At 62.0% G+C, this 17,748-nt stretch carries 14 protein-coding genes; 11 read left to right on the top strand and 3 right to left on the bottom strand.

What is annotated here, in order from left to right:
- Positions 1 to 180 precede the first annotated feature (180 nt).
- On the bottom strand, positions 181 to 3,099 hold the full coding sequence (locus tag ACI2KS_RS18465; protein WP_404622415.1) for an aminotransferase: 2,919 nt from the start codon (positions 3,097 to 3,099) through the stop codon (positions 181 to 183).
- A 281-nt stretch (positions 3,100 to 3,380) separates the two neighbouring features.
- Between ACI2KS_RS18465 and rfbB the strand changes: the two genes are divergently transcribed.
- The 7 genes from rfbB (at position 3,381) to ACI2KS_RS18430 (ending at position 10,578) form a co-directional block, all read left to right on the top strand.
- Positions 3,381 to 4,460, top strand: a complete 1,080-nt coding sequence (gene rfbB, locus ACI2KS_RS18460; RefSeq protein ID WP_404622414.1) for a dTDP-glucose 4,6-dehydratase — start codon at positions 3,381 to 3,383, stop codon at positions 4,458 to 4,460.
- Positions 4,457 to 5,332, top strand: coding sequence for a glucose-1-phosphate thymidylyltransferase RfbA (gene rfbA / locus ACI2KS_RS18455; RefSeq protein WP_404622413.1), 876 nt, complete (start codon positions 4,457 to 4,459; stop codon positions 5,330 to 5,332). The genes rfbB and rfbA overlap by 4 nt, the downstream gene beginning before the upstream one ends.
- A complete protein-coding gene (gene rfbC / locus ACI2KS_RS18450) occupies positions 5,329 to 5,874 on the top strand; it encodes a dTDP-4-dehydrorhamnose 3,5-epimerase (RefSeq protein WP_404622412.1) in 546 nt (181 codons plus the stop codon). Before rfbA ends, rfbC begins: the two co-directional genes overlap by 4 nt.
- Entirely contained in the window at positions 5,871 to 6,752 is an 882-nt protein-coding gene (gene rfbD, locus ACI2KS_RS18445) for a dTDP-4-dehydrorhamnose reductase (protein ID WP_404622411.1), read from the top strand. Before rfbC ends, rfbD begins: the two co-directional genes overlap by 4 nt.
- 44 nt (positions 6,753 to 6,796) lie before the next feature.
- Positions 6,797 to 8,608, top strand: coding sequence for an ATP-binding protein (locus ACI2KS_RS18440; protein WP_404622410.1), 1,812 nt, complete (start codon positions 6,797 to 6,799; stop codon positions 8,606 to 8,608).
- A complete protein-coding gene (locus tag ACI2KS_RS18435; protein WP_404622409.1) occupies positions 8,605 to 9,984 on the top strand; it encodes a sigma-54-dependent transcriptional regulator in 1,380 nt (459 codons plus the stop codon). Before ACI2KS_RS18440 ends, ACI2KS_RS18435 begins: the two co-directional genes overlap by 4 nt.
- Before the next feature lie 132 nt (positions 9,985 to 10,116).
- Positions 10,117 to 10,578: a YiiD C-terminal domain-containing protein gene (locus tag ACI2KS_RS18430; RefSeq protein WP_404622408.1), complete on the top strand. Its 462-nt coding sequence runs from the start codon at positions 10,117 to 10,119 to the stop codon at positions 10,576 to 10,578.
- A 463-nt stretch (positions 10,579 to 11,041) separates the two neighbouring features.
- Here ACI2KS_RS18430 and cysQ read toward each other — a convergent pair whose 3' ends face one another.
- Positions 11,042 to 11,893: a 3'(2'),5'-bisphosphate nucleotidase CysQ gene (gene cysQ / locus ACI2KS_RS18425; protein WP_404622407.1), complete on the bottom strand. Its 852-nt coding sequence runs from the start codon at positions 11,891 to 11,893 to the stop codon at positions 11,042 to 11,044.
- Positions 11,890 to 12,456, bottom strand: a complete 567-nt coding sequence (gene nudE / locus ACI2KS_RS18420) for an ADP compounds hydrolase NudE (RefSeq protein WP_404622406.1) — start codon at positions 12,454 to 12,456, stop codon at positions 11,890 to 11,892. The genes cysQ and nudE overlap by 4 nt, the downstream gene beginning before the upstream one ends.
- A gap of 89 nt (positions 12,457 to 12,545) precedes the next feature.
- On the opposite strand from nudE, the gene yrfG reads away from it, so the two are divergent.
- The 4 genes from yrfG to ACI2KS_RS18400 all read left to right on the top strand — a co-directional run bounded on the left by yrfG (position 12,546) and on the right by ACI2KS_RS18400 (position 17,536).
- A complete protein-coding gene (gene yrfG, locus ACI2KS_RS18415; RefSeq protein WP_404622405.1) occupies positions 12,546 to 13,208 on the top strand; it encodes a GMP/IMP nucleotidase in 663 nt (220 codons plus the stop codon).
- A 172-nt stretch (positions 13,209 to 13,380) separates the two neighbouring features.
- Positions 13,381 to 14,268 carry a LysR family transcriptional regulator gene (locus ACI2KS_RS18410; protein WP_404622404.1) on the top strand — a complete coding sequence of 296 codons (888 nt, stop codon included), beginning with the start codon at positions 13,381 to 13,383 and terminating at the stop codon, positions 14,266 to 14,268.
- 95 nt (positions 14,269 to 14,363) lie between these two features.
- Positions 14,364 to 15,197 (top strand): formate dehydrogenase accessory sulfurtransferase FdhD, encoded by an 834-nt coding sequence (gene fdhD, locus ACI2KS_RS18405; RefSeq protein ID WP_404622403.1) that lies wholly within the window; start codon positions 14,364 to 14,366, stop codon positions 15,195 to 15,197.
- An 8-nt stretch (positions 15,198 to 15,205) separates the two neighbouring features.
- Positions 15,206 to 17,536: an FdhF/YdeP family oxidoreductase gene (locus ACI2KS_RS18400; protein WP_404622513.1), complete on the top strand. Its 2,331-nt coding sequence runs from the start codon at positions 15,206 to 15,208 to the stop codon at positions 17,534 to 17,536.
- Positions 17,537 to 17,748 lie beyond the last annotated feature (212 nt).

Here is a 17,748-nt window from a genome sequence, read left to right as displayed (position 1 = left end):
AGCCGATAAAAATCGGCTTTAGAAGTATCAATCAGTCAAAGCTAGAAAATATAGAGAATTAATACCGATATTAATCCATATAAATCCCCGTAGCAGTCCGGTATGCCGGCGGCAGCGGCCAGGAGATCGCTACCGCCGGCAAACCGGACTGCTGCAGGGGATATGTCGCAATCAAACCAATCACCCCTCCAGCTCACCCAACACCTTCGACACGTTATCAACGAAGAAGTCCACGCTACGGCGGGTGGTGACCATCGGCGGCTTGATCTTGAGAATGTTCAGATGGTCCCCGGTCGGTTGCATGAAAATTCCCAGCTCACGCAGTCGATCACACAGGTAGGCGGTTTCTTCGGTCGCAGGTTCCAGGGACTGACGATCACGGACCAGCTCCAGCCCCAGATAAAAGCCCGAGCCGTGCGCTGCACCCACCAACGGATGTTTATCGATCAGCGCCAGCAAGCGGTCCTTGAAGTAGCCACCGACACGCTGGGCGTTTTCCCACAGCTGCTCTTCTTGCATGACATCCAGCACCGCCATGCCGATGCGGCAACTGACCGGACTGCCGCCCGATGAGGAGAAGAAATAGCCCTCAGCCTCCAGCGCCTCGGCGATCTCGCGGCGAGTGATGACCGCGCCCAGCGGGTGACCGTTGCCCATGCCCTTGGCCATGGTAATGATGTCCGGCACCACACCCTGCTCCTCGAAACCCCAGAAATACTCGCCCAGACGTCCATATCCGACCTGCACCTCGTCGGCGATGCACACCCCGCCTTGGGCACGCACCCGGGCATAGACCTGTTGCAGGTAACCCGGCGGCAGCGAGATTCCGCCCGCATTGCCGTAGACCGGCTCACAGATGAATCCGGCCAGCTGCCGGCCTTGCGCCTGCAAGCGAGCCAGATGCGCCTCGACGCTTTGCAGGTAGAAAGGCGTACTGTCCGCGCCGCGCGCCTCCCCTCGATAGGTATTGGGCGCCGTCACCGGATGCACCCAGTCCGGTCGCGTGCTGAGGGCTTGCGGGTTGTCGGCGATGGAGGTGGAAATGGCATCGGTGGCGACCGACCAGCCGTGATAGGCCTCGAGCACACTCAAGACATCGCGACCGCCGCTGTAGGCCCATGCCAGACGAATCGCCAGATCATTGGCTTCGGTGCCGCTGTTGACCAGAAACACCCGGTCCATGCCTTCAGGCGCCAGCGTGAGCAAGCGCTCGGAGAACTCGGCAATGGCCGCGTAATGAAAACGCGAGTTGGTATTGAGCAGCGACCATTGCTTTGCCGCGACCTGCGCCATGCGTGGATGGCCATGGCCGAGCACCGCAACGTTGTTGAGCATGTCCAGGTAGGAACGGCCCTGCATGTCGATCAGGTGATTGCGCCAGCCGCGCTCGATCTGCGGTGGCGCCTGATAGTAGTGCTTTTGCGAGCGGGCAAAGCTGGCGTCGCGGCGGGCCAGCAGCTGCGCGGCATCTTCAAGCGCCGGCGCATCGCAATCAAAGCCCAGCAGTGATCCGGGCGACGGGCACAGCGCTCGCCAGGCTGGCGCCCGCGAAGGCGTGACAAACAGCGGCGGGCTGACTTCAGGCTCCAGACACAACTGCACGATCAACGAGCCACCACCCTGGCCGATCACATCGCCAGCACCAAACTCGACCCCGGAATCGAAGTCCGAGCGCACCCCCCACAGGCGCAGATTCGACCGCGCGCCGACCAGCATCAGGGCGCCGTCTGCGGTATGCCGCAAGGTCCCGTGAAAGGGCGCGTGGACGGCGGTGCCATGGGGTATCAGCAGTTCGACATGCAGTGCAAAGGTGTCTGGCTCGCGGGCGCTGTCTGGCAACGTTCTCGACAGGCGGTATTCACCGTAGCGACTGGCGGCCAGACCATGCCTATAGGCGGCTTCCTTGAGCAAGTGCTCATCGATGCCGGCTTGCTCCCAGTTGCCGGCGTCGAGATGCTCGCTGAGCACCCCCAGGTCCACAAGCGTGAACGCCTGCCCGCTCAAGCTTGGCAACAAGGGCGAGTACGACTCGGCGACCGCCTGCCCTGTCGCCTGCCCGACGGCGTTGAGAATCGCCGCTTCCATCAGCGCCATCGGCACCGAAGTCGCTACGTCGAAGATGTTCCATTCGCTGTCCAGGTTGGCCTGAATGTAAGCGTTGTCGGGCTCGATGCTGGCCTGCTGCTCGCTGCTGAGCACCAGTACCGCCGAACGCGCAACGATCAGTGGCCACAGCGCCTGCAGCTCTTGGGGCAACAACGGATTGATCGCGTGGTAGGCCTGGATCGCCGGCAGGATGCACAGCGGGTCCCCCTGGGCATGGTGCAACAGCGCCGCGCAGGTTACCGACAGATCGGCAATGCGCCAGGTGCGCACCAGATCACCGAAGTCGATCAGTCCTTGCAGTTGCCACATCGCGTGATCGTCCCGGCTCCAGACCACGTTGTACTCGGTGATGTCCATGTGGATCGCCTGTACCGGCAACGCAGCGATCAACGGCAACAAGCGCGCGTGGGCCAGATCCGCCGCCTTGGCGATGCAGGCACGTTCCTCGGGGTTTTCGATCACCGGCAGCAGATGTTTAATCAATGCGCTGGCATGACGAGGGTCCCATTGCAGGATGCGTTCGAGGCCGGGGTGTTCGAAGTTCGCCAGTGCCACATCGACCCGCGCGCAGAGCCGGGCAAGGCCTGTCACCACCTGCTGGCTCAAATGCTCCACATGCGCCAGCGATCGACCATCGATGAACTCCAGCAACCGCACATGCACCGCGTGACCCGCTACCTCGAGCGACAGCAGGTCCTGCCCGTCGAAGGCTGGCATTACGCTCGGCACGCGCACATCGGACTGATCGCGCAGATGTCGCAACGCCGCATGTTGGGCAGCCAGTTCGATCGGCGAATAATCTCCGTGGCAGATCTTCAGGACGAAGCGCCGGCCATCGCCACAGTCGAGCAGGAAGTTGCGATCCTGATGACTGCCCAGCTCTTTGAGCGAGCCCGCCAGAGCGTAGTGAATCGACAGCAACTCGGCGGCCTGGTCAGTGCTGACCTCAGGGCAAGGCAGACTGGATCGACGAATCAGCGTGGCGAGCGGCATGTCAGAGGTCCCGGCGGGCAAGGTTGGACGCCCAATATCGCCAGTACAGACGAGGTTAAGCAACCCTGCGCGTTATCAGAGTAAAGATTTCGCTTTGCTGATCGATAGATAGCGAGGGCGTTACACCGATGAAACACTCGCGGCGGTTTTATGACGCTTCAGAGGCTCGGCCATCAATTAATTTCATGGCCTCTGGGCACATTGCGCCTTGCGCCGGTCACCGCCCGCCCACAAGCTATGCTTCGTAATCTTGACGTCCATCCAGGGAAGAAGGTTTAGCCATGCGAATACTTGTCACCGGTGGCGCCGGTTTTATCGGTTCTGCGCTGATCCGCCATTTGATCAACAACACCGAACATGACGTACTGAATTTCGACAAACTGACCTACGCTGGCAACCTTGAATCGCTGCAAAGTATCGTGACCAACACCCGGTACGAATTCGTGCAGCAGGATATCGTCGATCAGGCCGCCGTCAGTAAGGTGCTGGAGCGTTTCGCGCCTGATGCGATCATGCACCTGGCCGCGGAGTCGCATGTCGACCGTTCCATCGATGGCCCGTCGGAATTCATCCAGACCAACATCGTCGGCACCTACAGTCTGCTGGAAGCCACGCGTGGCTACTGGCAGGCATTGCCGGACGCCGAGCGGGCTGCGTTCCGCTTCCACCATATCTCTACCGACGAGGTGTATGGCGACCTGCACGGCGTCGATGACCTGTTCACCGAAACCACGCCCTATGCGCCAAGCTCGCCGTACTCGGCCAGCAAGGCCGCATCCGACCACCTGGTCCGCGCCTGGCAGCGCACCTACGGCCTGCCGGTGGTGATCACCAACTGCTCGAACAACTATGGGCCGTTCCACTTCCCGGAGAAACTCATCCCGCTGGTGATCCTCAACGCATTGGCGGGTAAAAAGCTGCCGGTGTATGGCAATGGCCTGCAAGTGCGTGACTGGCTGTTCGTCGAGGACCATGCCCGCGCCTTGTACAAGGTGGTCACCGAGGGCAAGGTCGGCGAGACCTACAACATTGGCGGCCACAACGAGCAGAAGAACATCGACGTCGTGCGTGGTATCTGCGCACTGCTCGAAGAGCTGGCGCCGGAACAACGCAAGGGCGTGGCCAACTATGCCGAGCTGATCACCTACGTGACCGACCGCCCCGGCCATGACATGCGCTACGCCATCGACGCCAGCAAGATCGAACGCGAGCTGGGCTGGAAGCCGCAAGAGACATTCGAATCGGGACTGCGCAAAACCGTGCAGTGGTATCTGGATAACCTTGAGTGGTGCCGCAACGTGCAGGACGGCAGCTACCAGGGCGAACGCTTGGGCACCCACGTGAAGGATTTGATCGCATGACTAAAGGAATCGTATTGGCCGGTGGCTCTGGCACACGCCTGCACCCGATCACGCTCGGCGTATCCAAACAACTGCTGCCGATCTACGACAAACCGATGATCTACTACCCGATCTCGGTGTTGATGCTCGCTGGCATCAAGGAAATCCTGGTCATTTCCACGCCGCTGGACCTCCCGCAGTACAAGGCATTGCTCGGTGACGGCAGCCAGTTCGGCGTGCACTTTCACTACGCCGAGCAACCCAGGCCCGACGGCCTGGCCCAGGCGTTCCTGATCGGCGAAGAGTTCATCGGCGATGACTCGGTGTGCCTGATTCTGGGCGATAACATCTTCCACGGTCAGCACTTCAGCGATCAGCTCAAACGCGCCGCCAACCATGCCGCCGGGGCCACCGTGTTCGGTTACTGGGTCAAGGATCCCGAGCGTTTCGGTGTGATCGATTTCGATGAAGCAGGCCATGCGCTGTCCATCGAAGAAAAACCCAAGGCGCCGAAGTCCAGCTATGCCGTAACCGGTCTGTATTTCTACGACAACGAAGTCATCCAGATCGCCAAGGACGTCAAACCCTCCCCTCGTGGCGAGCTCGAAATCACCGACGTCAACAACGCCTATCTGGAACGTGGCGACCTGCGTGTCGAACGCTTCGGACGCGGCTTTGCCTGGCTGGATACCGGCACCCACGACAGCCTGCTCGATGCCTCGCAGTACGTGCAGACCATCGAGCACCGCCAAGGCTTGAAGGTTGCCTGCCTTGAAGAAATTGCCTTCCAGAACGGCTGGATCGACCGCGCGCACCTGCTGAGCAGGGCTGATTATTTCGGCAAGACCGGTTACGGTCAGTACCTGTTCAAGATTGCGGGGGAAAATCAGTGAAAGTCATCAAGAGCGAGTTGCCTGAAGTGCTGGTCATCGAACCCAAGGTGTTCGGCGATGAGCGCGGGTTCTTTTACGAGAGCTTCAACGCCCAGGCGTTCGCCGAGGCAACAGGGGTCAACACGCCTTTCGTGCAGGACAACCATTCACGCTCGCAAAAGGGCGTGTTGCGCGGCCTGCACTATCAGATCGAAAACGCCCAAGGCAAGCTGGTGCGCGTCACTGCGGGCAGCGTGCTGGACATCGCCGTGGATATCCGTCGCAGCTCGCCGAACTTCGGCAAATGGTTCGGCCTGGAGCTGTCGGCAGAAAACGCGAAACAGCTCTGGATTCCGCCAGGCTTCGCCCATGGTTTCCTGGTGCTGAGTGATTACGCCGAGTTCCTCTACAAGACCACCGACTACTACACACCGTCCGCCGAACGCTGCATCCGCTGGAATGATCCCGAACTTGCCATCGACTGGGGCCTGACCGAGGAGCCCAGGCTCTCGGCCAAGGATCAGGTCGGCAAGCCCCTGGCAGACGCGGACCTGTTCGAATGAGTAGGCCGCCGCGGATTCTGATCAGCGGTCAGCACGGCCAGGTGTCGCAGGCCTTGCAACAGAGCCTGAAGGATCTTGGCGAATTGATCGTGCTGGGCCGCGAGCGGCTGGACCTCAGCCAGCCGGAGTCGATCCGCGCAGTGGTGCGAGAGGTCAAACCGGACCTGATCATCAATGCCGCCGCTCACACGGCGGTGGATCAGGCGCAGAGCGAGCCCGAACTGGCGTTGGCGATCAATGGCACTTCCCCGGGAATTTTCGCCGAGGAAGCCGCCGCGCTGGGGATTCCGTTCATCCACTACTCCACCGACTACGTGTTCGATGGCAGCAAGGATGGAATGTGGAATGAGGCGGACGCGCCCAATCCGCTAGGGGTCTACGGCAGCAGCAAACTGGCCGGTGAGCAGGCAATTGCCGCAGCCGGCGGGCAGTATCTGGTATTGCGCACCAGCTGGGTCTACTCCCTGACCGGTCGCAACTTTCTGCTGACCATGCAGCGCCTGCTGCAAGAGCGCGAAAAACTGAGCATCGTTGCCGATCAGATCGGCGCGCCTACCTGGGCAGGCACCATCGCCCAGAGCACGCGTGAGCTGATCGAACGCTGGCGCGACAGCACGCCGGGCGCCTGGGGTGTCTACCACCTCACCGCCAGTGGCCAGACCTCATGGTTCGGTTTTGCCCAGGCCATTGGCGAGCAACTGACCAAGGCCGGCAAGCCTTGCGCGACCCTGGAGCCCATCCCGTCCAGCGCCTATCCGACCCCGGCGCTGCGCCCGCTCAACTCGCGGCTGGACTGCAGCCTGCTGCAACGCCAATGGGGTGTCACCCAGCCGGACTGGCATGACGCATTGCTGGAGTGCTTAGCACAGCAGCGGTAGGCATAATGCGGCGTACATCCGATATGAACCGGCGTACGCCACCGATGACTTCTTCCGCTCTCCCTCGTCGCCCCCGCTGGCGCAGCCTTGCATTGCTGGCCTTGATCCTGGCGCCGCTGCTGTGGCCGCTCGAACGTCTGGCCGAGCACTACTATCGCAACGAACTGCTGAGCCAGAATCGTCAGACCCTGGACCTGTACGTCGCCAACCTGCTCGGTACCCTGCACCGCTATGAGGTCCTGCCGCAGATCCTCGGCGACCTGCCCGGCCTGCGCGCCACCCTGGCCAACCCCCAGGACACCTCGACCCAGAACAACGCCAATCAGTTGCTGATGAATATCGCCAGCCAGACCGGCGCGGAAGTCATCTACCTGATGGCCCCCAATGGCGACACCCTGGCCGCCTCCAATTGGGACAAGCGCGACAGTTTCGTGGGCCGCAACTTTGCCTTTCGGCCCTACTTCAGCAACGCCATGGCCGGTAATCTCGGACGCTTCTTCGGTTTGGGCACCACCTCGGCCAAGCGCGGTTATTTCTTTGCCGCCGCCGTGCGCGACGGCAACACGGTGATCGGCGTACTGGTGGTCAAGGTCGACCTGGACCTGACCGAGACCCTGTGGGGCAAGACCCCGGAGCAGCTGCTGGTCACCGACCATAACGGCGTGGTCATCCTCACCTCCAACCCTGCCTGGCGTTTTCGCGCGACCCGGCCGCTGAGCGAGGAAGAAAAGCAGGCCATCATTACCGTCATGCCCTACCCGACCCGCGATCCACGGCCGTTGCAGCTGGACCAAAACGGCTGGCTGACGCAGACCCAGCAAATCGATGAGACGGGCTGGAGCGTGAATATCCTGGCGCCCAAGGTGCTGGTCTCCCGGCCCGTGCGCACCGTCGTGGCAATTGGCGGCGCCACCTTGCTGGTGGTGATGCTGCTGTTGGGCATCATGATGCAACGCCGCCGTCATTATCTGGACCGCATCAACTTCGAAGGCGAGGCACGGCGCGAGCTGGAGGTGCGAGTGGTCGAGCGCACCAGTGACCTGGAAGGCCTGAACCGGCGATTGCGCCAGGAAGTGCTGGAGCGCGAACACGCGCAACAGGAGCTGTTCCGGGCACAGGATGAGCTGGTTCAGGCGGGCAAGCTTTCAGCCCTAGGGACGATGTCGGCCAGTATCAGCCATGAACTCAATCAGCCACTGGCAGCCATCCGCAGCTACGCAGAGAACGCCGAGGTGCTGCTCGATCATCAGCGCACCGACGATGCGCGCGGTAATTTGAAGTTGATCAGCGAACTGACCGGGCGCATGGCCTCGATCATCGCGCATCTGCGTGCCTTCGCCCGCCGTGATCGCCACGCACCGGAAAGCGTTGCGCTGCAACCGGCACTGGATGACGCGCTGGCGTTGCTGGCCAAACGCCGACGCGCCATGGAAGTCGAGCTGATACGCGATCTGCCGGATGCCACGCTGTGGGTCCAGGCCGGTGAAACCCGTCTGCGCCAGGTGCTGGGCAATCTGCTGGCCAATGCGCTGGATGCGCTGACCGAGAAAGGTCCGCCGCGCAAACTGTGGATCAGTGCCGAGCACAGCGCCGAGGGCGTCAACCTGTACATTCGCGACAACGGTCCGGGGTTTTCCCGGGAAGCGCTGGAGCATGCCCGCGAGCCGTTCTTCACCACCAAGACCCGTACTCAAGGATTGGGCCTGGGCCTTGCGATCTGCGATACCCTGATGCTCGCACTGGGCGGCGAGCTGCTGTTCGCCAACCACCCGCAAGGCGGCGCGCTGCTCACCCTGCGCATGCGCGCCGGGGCATCGGGAGTCAGCCTTCAACCGCCAGAGGATCTATCTGCATGACCACGGACACCGCCATCGACAGCAGGATTGAGGTTGTGCTGATCGACGACGACCCGCATCTGCGTCAGGCACTGACCCAGACCCTGGATCTGGCCGGTCTGAAAATCCTGCCGTTGGGCGATGCCAAAGGCCTGCAAGCGCGTATCGAGCGCGATTGGCCGGGGGTCATCGTCAGCGACATTCGCATGCCGGGCATCGACGGCCTTGAACTGCTGAACCAGTTGCACGCTCAGGATCCGGACTTGCCGGTGCTGCTGATCACCGGCCACGGCGACGTGCCGCTGGCGGTACAGGCCATGCGCGCGGGGGCCTATGATTTCCTCGAAAAACCGTTCGCCAGCGATGCCCTGCTCGACAGCGTGCGCCGAGCGCTGGCCTTGCGTCGACTGGTGCTGGACAACCGCAGCCTGCGCCTGGAACTGAGCGATCGCCAGCAGTTGAGTACGCGGCTGGTGGGCCTGTCGGCGCCGATGCTGCGTCTGCGCGATCAGATCGGCGCGCTGGCCGCGACCAAGGCCGACGTGTTGATTCTGGGAGAAACCGGCGCCGGTAAGGAGGTCGTCGCCCGGGCACTGCATGACCTGTCCAATCGGCGCAGCGGCCCGTTCGTGGCGATCAACGCCGGGGCACTGGCCGAATCGGTCGTGGAAAGCGAGCTGTTCGGTCATGAGCCGGGCGCCTTCACCGGAGCGCAGAAGCGGCGCATCGGCAAGTTCGAGTTCGCCAACGGCGGTACGCTGTTTCTCGATGAGATCGAGAGTATGAGCATGGACGTGCAGGTCAAGCTGTTGCGTCTATTGCAGGAGCGGGTGGTCGAGCGTCTGGGTGGCAATCAACAGATTGCGCTGGATATCCGGGTCATCGCTGCGACCAAGGAAGACCTGCGCCAGGCCGCCGATCAGGGCCGCTTCCGGGCTGACTTGTATTACCGGCTGAACGTCGCGCCCCTGCGAATCCCGCCACTGCGCGAACGCGGCGAGGATGCGCTGGTGCTGTTCCAGCATTTTGCCGACGCCGCCAGCCTGCGCCACGGCCTGCCTCGTCACGAGCTGCAACCGGGGCAGCGGGCGATGTTGCTGCGTCATAACTGGCCGGGTAACGTACGCGAACTGCAAAACGCCGCGGAGCGCTTCGCCCTGGGCCTTGAGCTGGAGCTCGAAGGTGCTGCACAACAGGACATGCCATCGACCGGTGGTGGCCTCAGTGAACAGGTCGAGGCCTTCGAACGGGCCTTGATCGCCGCCGAACTGACTCGCCCTCACAGTTCGGTACGCAGCCTGGCCGAAGCCCTGGGCGTGCCGCGCAAGACCCTGCACGACAAGCTGCGCAAGCATGGCCTGAACTTCAGCGGCAGCGGTTCCGATGACAATGATTGAGCAAGCACCACACTCACCTGTCGCAACACGACTTGCCGGCGGTGGCGATTTTACCCACCTCACCGCCGGCAAGCCGGACCGCTACAGGTATTGGTGTGTTGGCGAGGTCAGGTACACGACAGAGATAACACCATGACCGAACCCGGTGCCATCCAGACTTTGCAAGCCGTCCTGCATCAGGACATTCCGCTGACCCGGGACATGGGCGTGACGGTCCTTGCCTGGCACGATCACCAGTTGCGCCTGCACCTGCCGCTGGCGCAGAACATCAACCACAAAAGCACGTTGTTCGGCGGCAGCCTCTATTGCGGCGCCGTTCTGGCGGGCTGGGGCTGGCTGTATCTGCGGCTCAAAGAGGCGGGGATCGACGACGGTCATATCGTGATCCAGGAGGGTCAGATCAGCTATCCCCTGCCGGTCAAGCGCGACGGCGTGGCCATCTGTGACGCACCGGACGATGCGACCTGGGACAGGTTCCTGAAGACGTACCAGCGCCGTGGACGGGCGCGGCTGGTGCTGAAGACGCGAATCGTGGCCGAGGGTTCGGACGATTCGGCGGTGGAGTTCGAGGGGCAGTATGTGTTGCATCGTTGACTGCCACCCGCTTCTGCCCGCAGGGCGTGGGGCCTGACCTGCTGGCGACGCAGTTGTAAATGTGAGACCTGGGTTTTTGCCTGACACACCCCGCTGGCTACATTTACTGCCGCTGCGCGCCAGATCGTCTGGCAAGCCAGACTCCCACGCCCTGCGGGCAGAATCATAAGCACGCGGCGCTATGGAGGGATCGTCCCCACGCTCCGCGTGGGAATGCAGCCCGTGACGCTCTGCGTCACCCACAGGCGACGCGGGGCGTCTGGCGAGGTGCTACCGCGCGGAGCGTGGGAGCGATCAAGCACGCGGCGCTATGGAGGGATCGTTCCCACGCTCCGCGTGGGAATGCAGCCCGTGACGCTCTGCGTCACCCACAGGCGACGCGGAGCGTCTGGCGAGGTGCTACCGCGCGGAGCGTGGGAGCGATCGAGGGTCGGTAATCCTGGCTCGCAAGCTCGCCCGTGTGTTATTCCTGCTCCTGCCTTGCCAACTGGATCAGGGCATCACGCCAGGACGCCTCGGCGGGAAGCGCCAGAAAAAACGAATTGAGCAGCGACTCCCGGGCCGGATAGTCGAACGTCTCGCCAGCCAGATTCAACACCACCCCGCCCGCACCCTCGAGCACTCCCTGAGCGGCGGCGGTGTCCCATTGCGAGGTCGGCGCCAGGCGCGGGTAGCAATCGGCAGCGCCTTCAGCCAGCAGACAGAACTTCAGCGAGCTGCCGATGGTGGTCAGCTGCAACTCACCCACCACCGTCGACAAACCGGCGAGCAACGCCTGCTGCTGCGCACTGGAATGGCGCCGGCTGGCAACCACGGTGAATGACTCTCCCGCAGCGGGCTGGTTGCGCACCTTGATGGGCTCGATGTGATCAGCATCGTCACTGCGCCATGCGCCCAACCCCGCACCACCGAAATAACAACGATTGTTGGTCGGCATCGACACCACACCGAACACCACGCGGCCGTTCTCGATCAGCGCGACATTGACGGTGAACTCCTCACTGCCGGAAATGAACTCCTTGGTGCCATCCAGCGGGTCGACCAGCCACCATCGCTGCCATTGACTGCGCTCGCTCAGCGCGATGTCGGCGTCTTCCTCGGACAGAATCCGAATCTGCGCATCCAGCGCTTTCAACCCTGCAACCAGCAATTCATGAGCCGCGAGGTCGGCGGCCGTCACAGGTGAGTCATCGGACTTGGTCGTGACTTCCACGCCTGCTCGCCAGAACGGCAGGATGACGTCGCCTGCACGCCGGCACAGATCGATCACCGGAGCCAGCAACGGATGCGGCAAATCAGCAAAGGTCCGCGTCATGGCTGAAAGGCTCCGCGTTGCGTCAGCAGGTCGCGCGCCAGGTACAGCGCGGCCAGTGCGCGGCCTTCGGAAAACTGAGGGTGTTGCACCAGGCTCGCAAGCTCTCGCAGGTTGATCTTGTCGACACGCATCGGCTCGGGCTCATCGCCCGGCAGGCGCTCTTCGTACAGATCGGTGGCCAACACCACCTGGATTTTCTGGCTCATGTAGCCGGGCGAAAGGGACAGTTCGGTGAGGTGCTCCAACTGCCGCGCGCCGTAGCCCGCCTCCTCCTTGAGCTCACGATTTGCCGCCGCCAGTATGTCTTCGCCGGGCTCGACCAGGCCTTTGGGCAACGACACTTCGTATTCGTCAGTGCCGCCGCAGTATTCCTCCACCAGCACCGCATGCTCGGCGTCGAGCATGGCCACGATCATCACCGCGCCATAGCCATTACCGCGTCCGACCAGACGTTCGTAGACACGTTCGACGCCGTTGGAGAAGCGCAACTGCACTTCCTCGACTCGGAACAGGCGGCTGCTCGCGACGATTTCACGGGCGAGGACGGTGGGTTTCTGGCGCATGACGAGCTCCTTGGCGTAGACGGGGTACTATACCGTGGCTTTTCCGAATGTCTTTGTCGGAAAGAACCCATAAACGCCGAGAGATCCGTATGCCTTCTTTGCCCTGGCGCGATATCGACACCGTTCTGCTGGATATGGACGGCACGCTACTGGACCTGCACTTCGACAATCATTTCTGGCTTGAACACTTACCCCAGCGCTACGCCGAACTGCATGGGGTCAGCCGGGCCATGGCTGAAATGGAGCTGCTGCCGCTGTTCGAAAAGAATGCAGGCACGCTGAACTGGTATTGCACTGATTTCTGGAGCGCCGAGCTGAAACTGTCGGTCAAGGACCTGAAAGTCGAGATCGCCCATCTGATCGCCCTGCGGCCTGACGCCCAGACCTTTCTGGCGGCGCTCAAGCAGGCGGGCAAGCGCGTGATCATGATCACCAACGCCCACCGTGACTCACTGTCGCTGAAGATGGAACGCCTGCAACTGGCGCCGTACTTCGAGCGGCTGATCAGCTCTCACGACTACGGATATCCCAAGGAAAACCCGCAGTTCTGGGACGCCCTGCACGCCGAGATCGACTTTGACCCGGCACGCAGCCTGTTCATCGATGACACCCTGCCGATCCTGCGCAGCGCCGGGCGTTATGGTGTGAAGCACTTGCTGGCAGTGCGCGAGCCGGACAGCCGCAAAGGCCCGAAAGACACCGAGGAGTTTGCCGCGCTCGAGGATTATCGGGCGTTGATAGAGGGGTTGTGACCCGCGATCCAATGTAGAAGTGAGCTTGCTCGCGAGCGGCCAGTACATTCGCTGCATCGCTGTCAGATGTAAAAACATATCGCGAGCAAGCTCACTCCTGCAGTTCAGCACCCCGTGCGACATCCTGTCGCGTTAGAATCGCCGGGCCAGCCCAGTGCCTTGCGGAGTGACAATGGACATCAAACAGCTGAAATTCCTGATCGCCCTCGACGAAACCCGTCACTTCGGGCAGGCCGCTGCGCGGTGTCACATCACTCAGCCAACCTTGTCCATGCGCTTGCGCAGCCTTGAGGAAGAGCTGGATCTGCCGCTGGTCAATCGCGGCCAACGCTTCGAAGGTTTCACCGCTCCCGGCGAGCGCGTGCTGGCCTGGGCGCGCACGGTACTGGCCGCTTATGACGGCTTGCAGGCCGAGGCTGCGGCCTGTCGTGGGCATCTGGTCGGCACCTTGAGACTGGGCGTGGTGCCGCTGTCGAACTTCGACCCGCTGCCATTGCTGCAACGCCTGCACAGCATTCACCCGAACATGCGTTTCGAACTGTCGTCGCTCAGTTCCGAGCAGATCCTCGATCAGCTGGCGAGCAACCGCCTGGATCTGGGCGTGTCGTACCTCGACCGGCTGGACACAGACCGTTTCGACTCGCTGCAGCTGGCCGAAACGCGCATGGGGCTGATGTACGACCGGCGTCACTTCAGTTTTGGCGCTGAGCCGCTGAGTTGGCAAAGCCTGATCGAACTGCCGTTGGGCATGCTCACCAGCGGCATGCACTTTCGCCAGTCCATCGACCATAACTTCCACAGCCGTGGCCTGCAGCCCCAGCCACTGATCCAGACAGACGCCGTGCACCAGCTGTTGCAGGCGGTGCATGGCGGATTCTGCTGCGCGATCATGCCGCTCGACGGCGGGCTGGAAACCCTGACCGAGCATCTGCGCCTGCAGCCTATCGAACAGGCTCAGACGCTCGCGCGACTGGGCTTGATCATGCGCCGCACGGCTCCACGTTCAGCATTGGCGGAGGCGTGCTTTGGCGTGTATCAGAAAATGATCGAGCCATCTTGATCGACGTCATCTATCAAGACATCAGTACTAGCGATTAGACGTTATTCGAGCGCAGGCCTAGGCTTAAGGCCTGAATACTCTGCCGGTACTTCCCGATGCGTGCCAAGCCCACGGAGAGCACGACGCCCGCAAGACAACTGCCCGCGCCTGCCGCAAGCCAGTCTTACAGCTACTCGAACCTGGAACACGATACCTCTGAGCCCAACGTGCTCGCCGAAGAGGTGGCGCTGGCCATTGCCTATAACGGCATCAGCCAGGCTGTGATGCTGGTCACGCCCACCGATCTGGAAGACTTCATCGTCGGGTTCAGCATCGGCAGCGGCATTATCGAGTCGCCCGACGAGATCTACGACATCAAGCTCGGTGGCTGTGGCTCTGCACAAACGGCAGAGGTGGAAATTGCCAGTCGCGCGTTCTGGAACCTCAAGACCCAGCGCCGACAGCTGGCGGGCACCAGCGGCTGCGGACTGTGCGGCGTGGAAGCGGTCGAACAGGCCTTGCCCGAGCTTAAGGTGCTGGCCGGTGCCCCGCTGCCACCAGCCGAATGGCTCAACGGCTTGCGTGAGCGCATGAGCGAGTTCCAGCCGCTGGGCGAGCACTGCGGCGCGGTCCATGCCGCGATGTTCATGAACGCTCAGGGTCAGTTGCTGATGGGCCGCGAAGACATCGGCCGACACAACGCCCTGGACAAGCTGATCGGCGCGCTGATTCGCCAGAACATCCCGGCCACCGGCGGCTTGGCGGTGGTCACCAGCCGCTGCAGCCTGGAGCTGATTCAAAAGGTCCTGCGTGCCGGTATTCAGACCCTGGTCAGCCTGTCCTCGCCCACCGGCCTGGCGCTGCAATGGGCACGCCGTCACAACCTCAATCTCATTCATTTGCCAAAACACAGTGCGCCGCGGGTCTACAGTCCTGCCTTGGAGAATTAAGCGTGAGCATGCACAAACAAGCCGACAAGACCCCCGTTCCTCGCTACAAGCCTTACAAAGGTCCGGCGGGGGGATGGGGCGCCCTGATCAGCGTGACCCAGGCATGGCTGACCAGCGACAACGCGCTGAAAAACCTGCGCATGATGCTCAAGACCAACCAGAACGGCGGTTTCGACTGCCCGGGTTGCGCCTGGGGCGACTCGCCGGAAAGCGGCATGGTCAAGTTCTGTGAGAACGGCGCCAAGGCGGTCAACTGGGAGGCCACCAAGCGCCGCGTCGATCCGTCCTTTTTCGCCCGTTACAGCGTCAGCGCCCTGCTCGAGCAAAGCGACTACTGGCTCGAATACCAGGGCCGCCTGACCGAGCCGATGGTCTATGACGCCGAGTCCGACCGTTACAAGCCCATCGCCTGGGACGATGCTTTCGCGCTGATCGCCAAACACCTGAACAACCTGCCAAGCCCGAACATGGCCGAGTTCTACACCTCCGGCCGGGCCAGCAACGAAGCGGCGTATCTGTATCAGCTGTTCGTCCGCGCCTATGGCACCAACAACTTTCCCGATTGCTCGAACATGTGCCACGAAGCCAGTGGCGTTGCCTTGTCGCAAAGCGTGGGCGTTGGCAAAGGCACTGTAACGTTCGACGATTTCGAACACGCGGACGCGATTTTCGTCCTTGGCCAGAACCCCGGCACCAATCACCCGCGCATGCTGGAACCCCTGCGCGAGGCGGTTCAGCGTGGTGCTCAGGTGGTCTGCGTCAACCCGCTCAAAGAGCGTGGCCTGGAGCGCTTCCAGCATCCGCAACATCCGCTGGAAATGCTCAGCAATGGCTCCGAGCCCACCAACACCGCTTACTTCCGCCCAGCCCTGGGCGGCGACATGGCGCTGTTGCGCGGCATGGCCAAATTCGTACTGCAGTGGGAACGTGATGCCCAGGCCAAGGGCGAGGCGGCCGTGTTCGACCACGCCTTCCTCAATGAACACACCCAGGGCGTGCTGGAATACCTGAACGCTATCGACGATACCTCCTGGGAGTTCATCGTCGAGCAATCGGGGCTGCCGCTGGTCGACATCGAGCGCGCAGCGCGCATGTACGTCAAAGGCAAGAACGTGATCATGTGCTGGGCGATGGGGATCACCCAGCATCGCCATTCGGTGCCGACCATTCAGGAAGTCGCCAACCTGATGCTGCTGCGCGGCAACATCGGACGCCCGGGTGCCGGACTGTGTCCGGTGCGTGGCCACAGCAACGTGCAGGGCGACCGCACCATGGGCATCAACGAGCGCCCACCGGCGTTCTTCCTGGATGCTCTGGAAAAACGTTTCCAGTTCAAGGTTCCGCGCGACAACGGCCACAACGTGGTCGAAGCGATTCATGCAATGCTCGAAGGCCGTTCAAAAGTGTTCATCGGCCTGGGCGGCAACTTCGCGCAGGCAACGCCGGACAGCCCGCGTACGTTTGAAGCGCTGCGCAACTGCGACCTGACCGTACAGATCAGCACCAAGCTCAACCGCAGCCACCTCACCCACGGCAAGGACGCGCTGATCCTGCCGTGCTATGGCCGCACCGACATCGACATCCAGGCTCAGGGCCCGCAAGCGGTGACCGTGGAAGACTCGTTCAGCATGGTCCACGCCTCCAATGGCCAGCTCAAGCCGCTGTCGCGCCATATGCGTTCAGAGCCTGCGATTCTGGCGGGGATCGCCAACGCAACGCTGGGCAAGCAGCCGGTCGACTGGCTGTGGCTGGTGGAAGACTACAGCCGCATCCGTGACCTGATTGCCGACACCATTCCGTCGTTCAAGGACTTCAACGAGAAGATCAAGCACCCGGGCGGGTTCTATCTGGGCAATACCGCGGCTACACGTCGCTGGAATACGCCGAGCGCTCGCGCCAACTTCAAGCCCAACCAACTGCCGGTCGATCTGGTGCACGAGAGCATTCGCGGGACTGGCATCGTGCCGGATCTGATCATGCAGTCGATGCGCTCCCACGATCAGTACAACACCACCATCTATGGCCTGGACGACCGTTATCGCGGGGTCAAGGGTCAGCGAGACGTGATCTTCCTCAACGAGGCCGACATCATTCGCCTGGGCTTCGTACCGGGGCAGAAAGCCGACATCGTGTCGATCTGGGGCGACGATATCGTGCGGCGGGTCAAGGGCTTCACCCTGCTGCCGTTCGATATTCCAGCCGGTCAGGCCGCCGCATACTACCCGGAGGTCAATCCGCTGGTGCCGCTGGAAAGCGTTGGGGACGGCAGCCACACACCGACCTCAAAGTTCGTGGCGATCAAGCTGGAGCGGCACAGCGAAGTGGCGCGGATTATTTGATTAACACCAGACAAAAGCCTGGACCTTCAGGCCTTTGCTCACTATCCAAAGCCCCCCTGTAGGCGTGAGCTTGCTCGCGATGGCGGCATTTCAGGCAACCTTGTCGTCTGACGTATCGCTATCTCGAGCAAGCTCACTCCTACCGATTGTGCGGCAATAATTCCAGGCCACAAAAAAGGCCCGAATCGCATGATTCGGGCCTGTGTGAAGTT

Origin of the sequence: Pseudomonas sp. NPDC087358 (genome assembly GCF_044900785.1) — a bacterium.
Taxonomy (GTDB): Bacteria; Pseudomonadota; Gammaproteobacteria; order Pseudomonadales; family Pseudomonadaceae; genus Aquipseudomonas.
The sequence above is the reverse complement of the archived record's forward strand: the minus strand, read 5'-3'. Positions and strand labels throughout refer to the sequence as shown.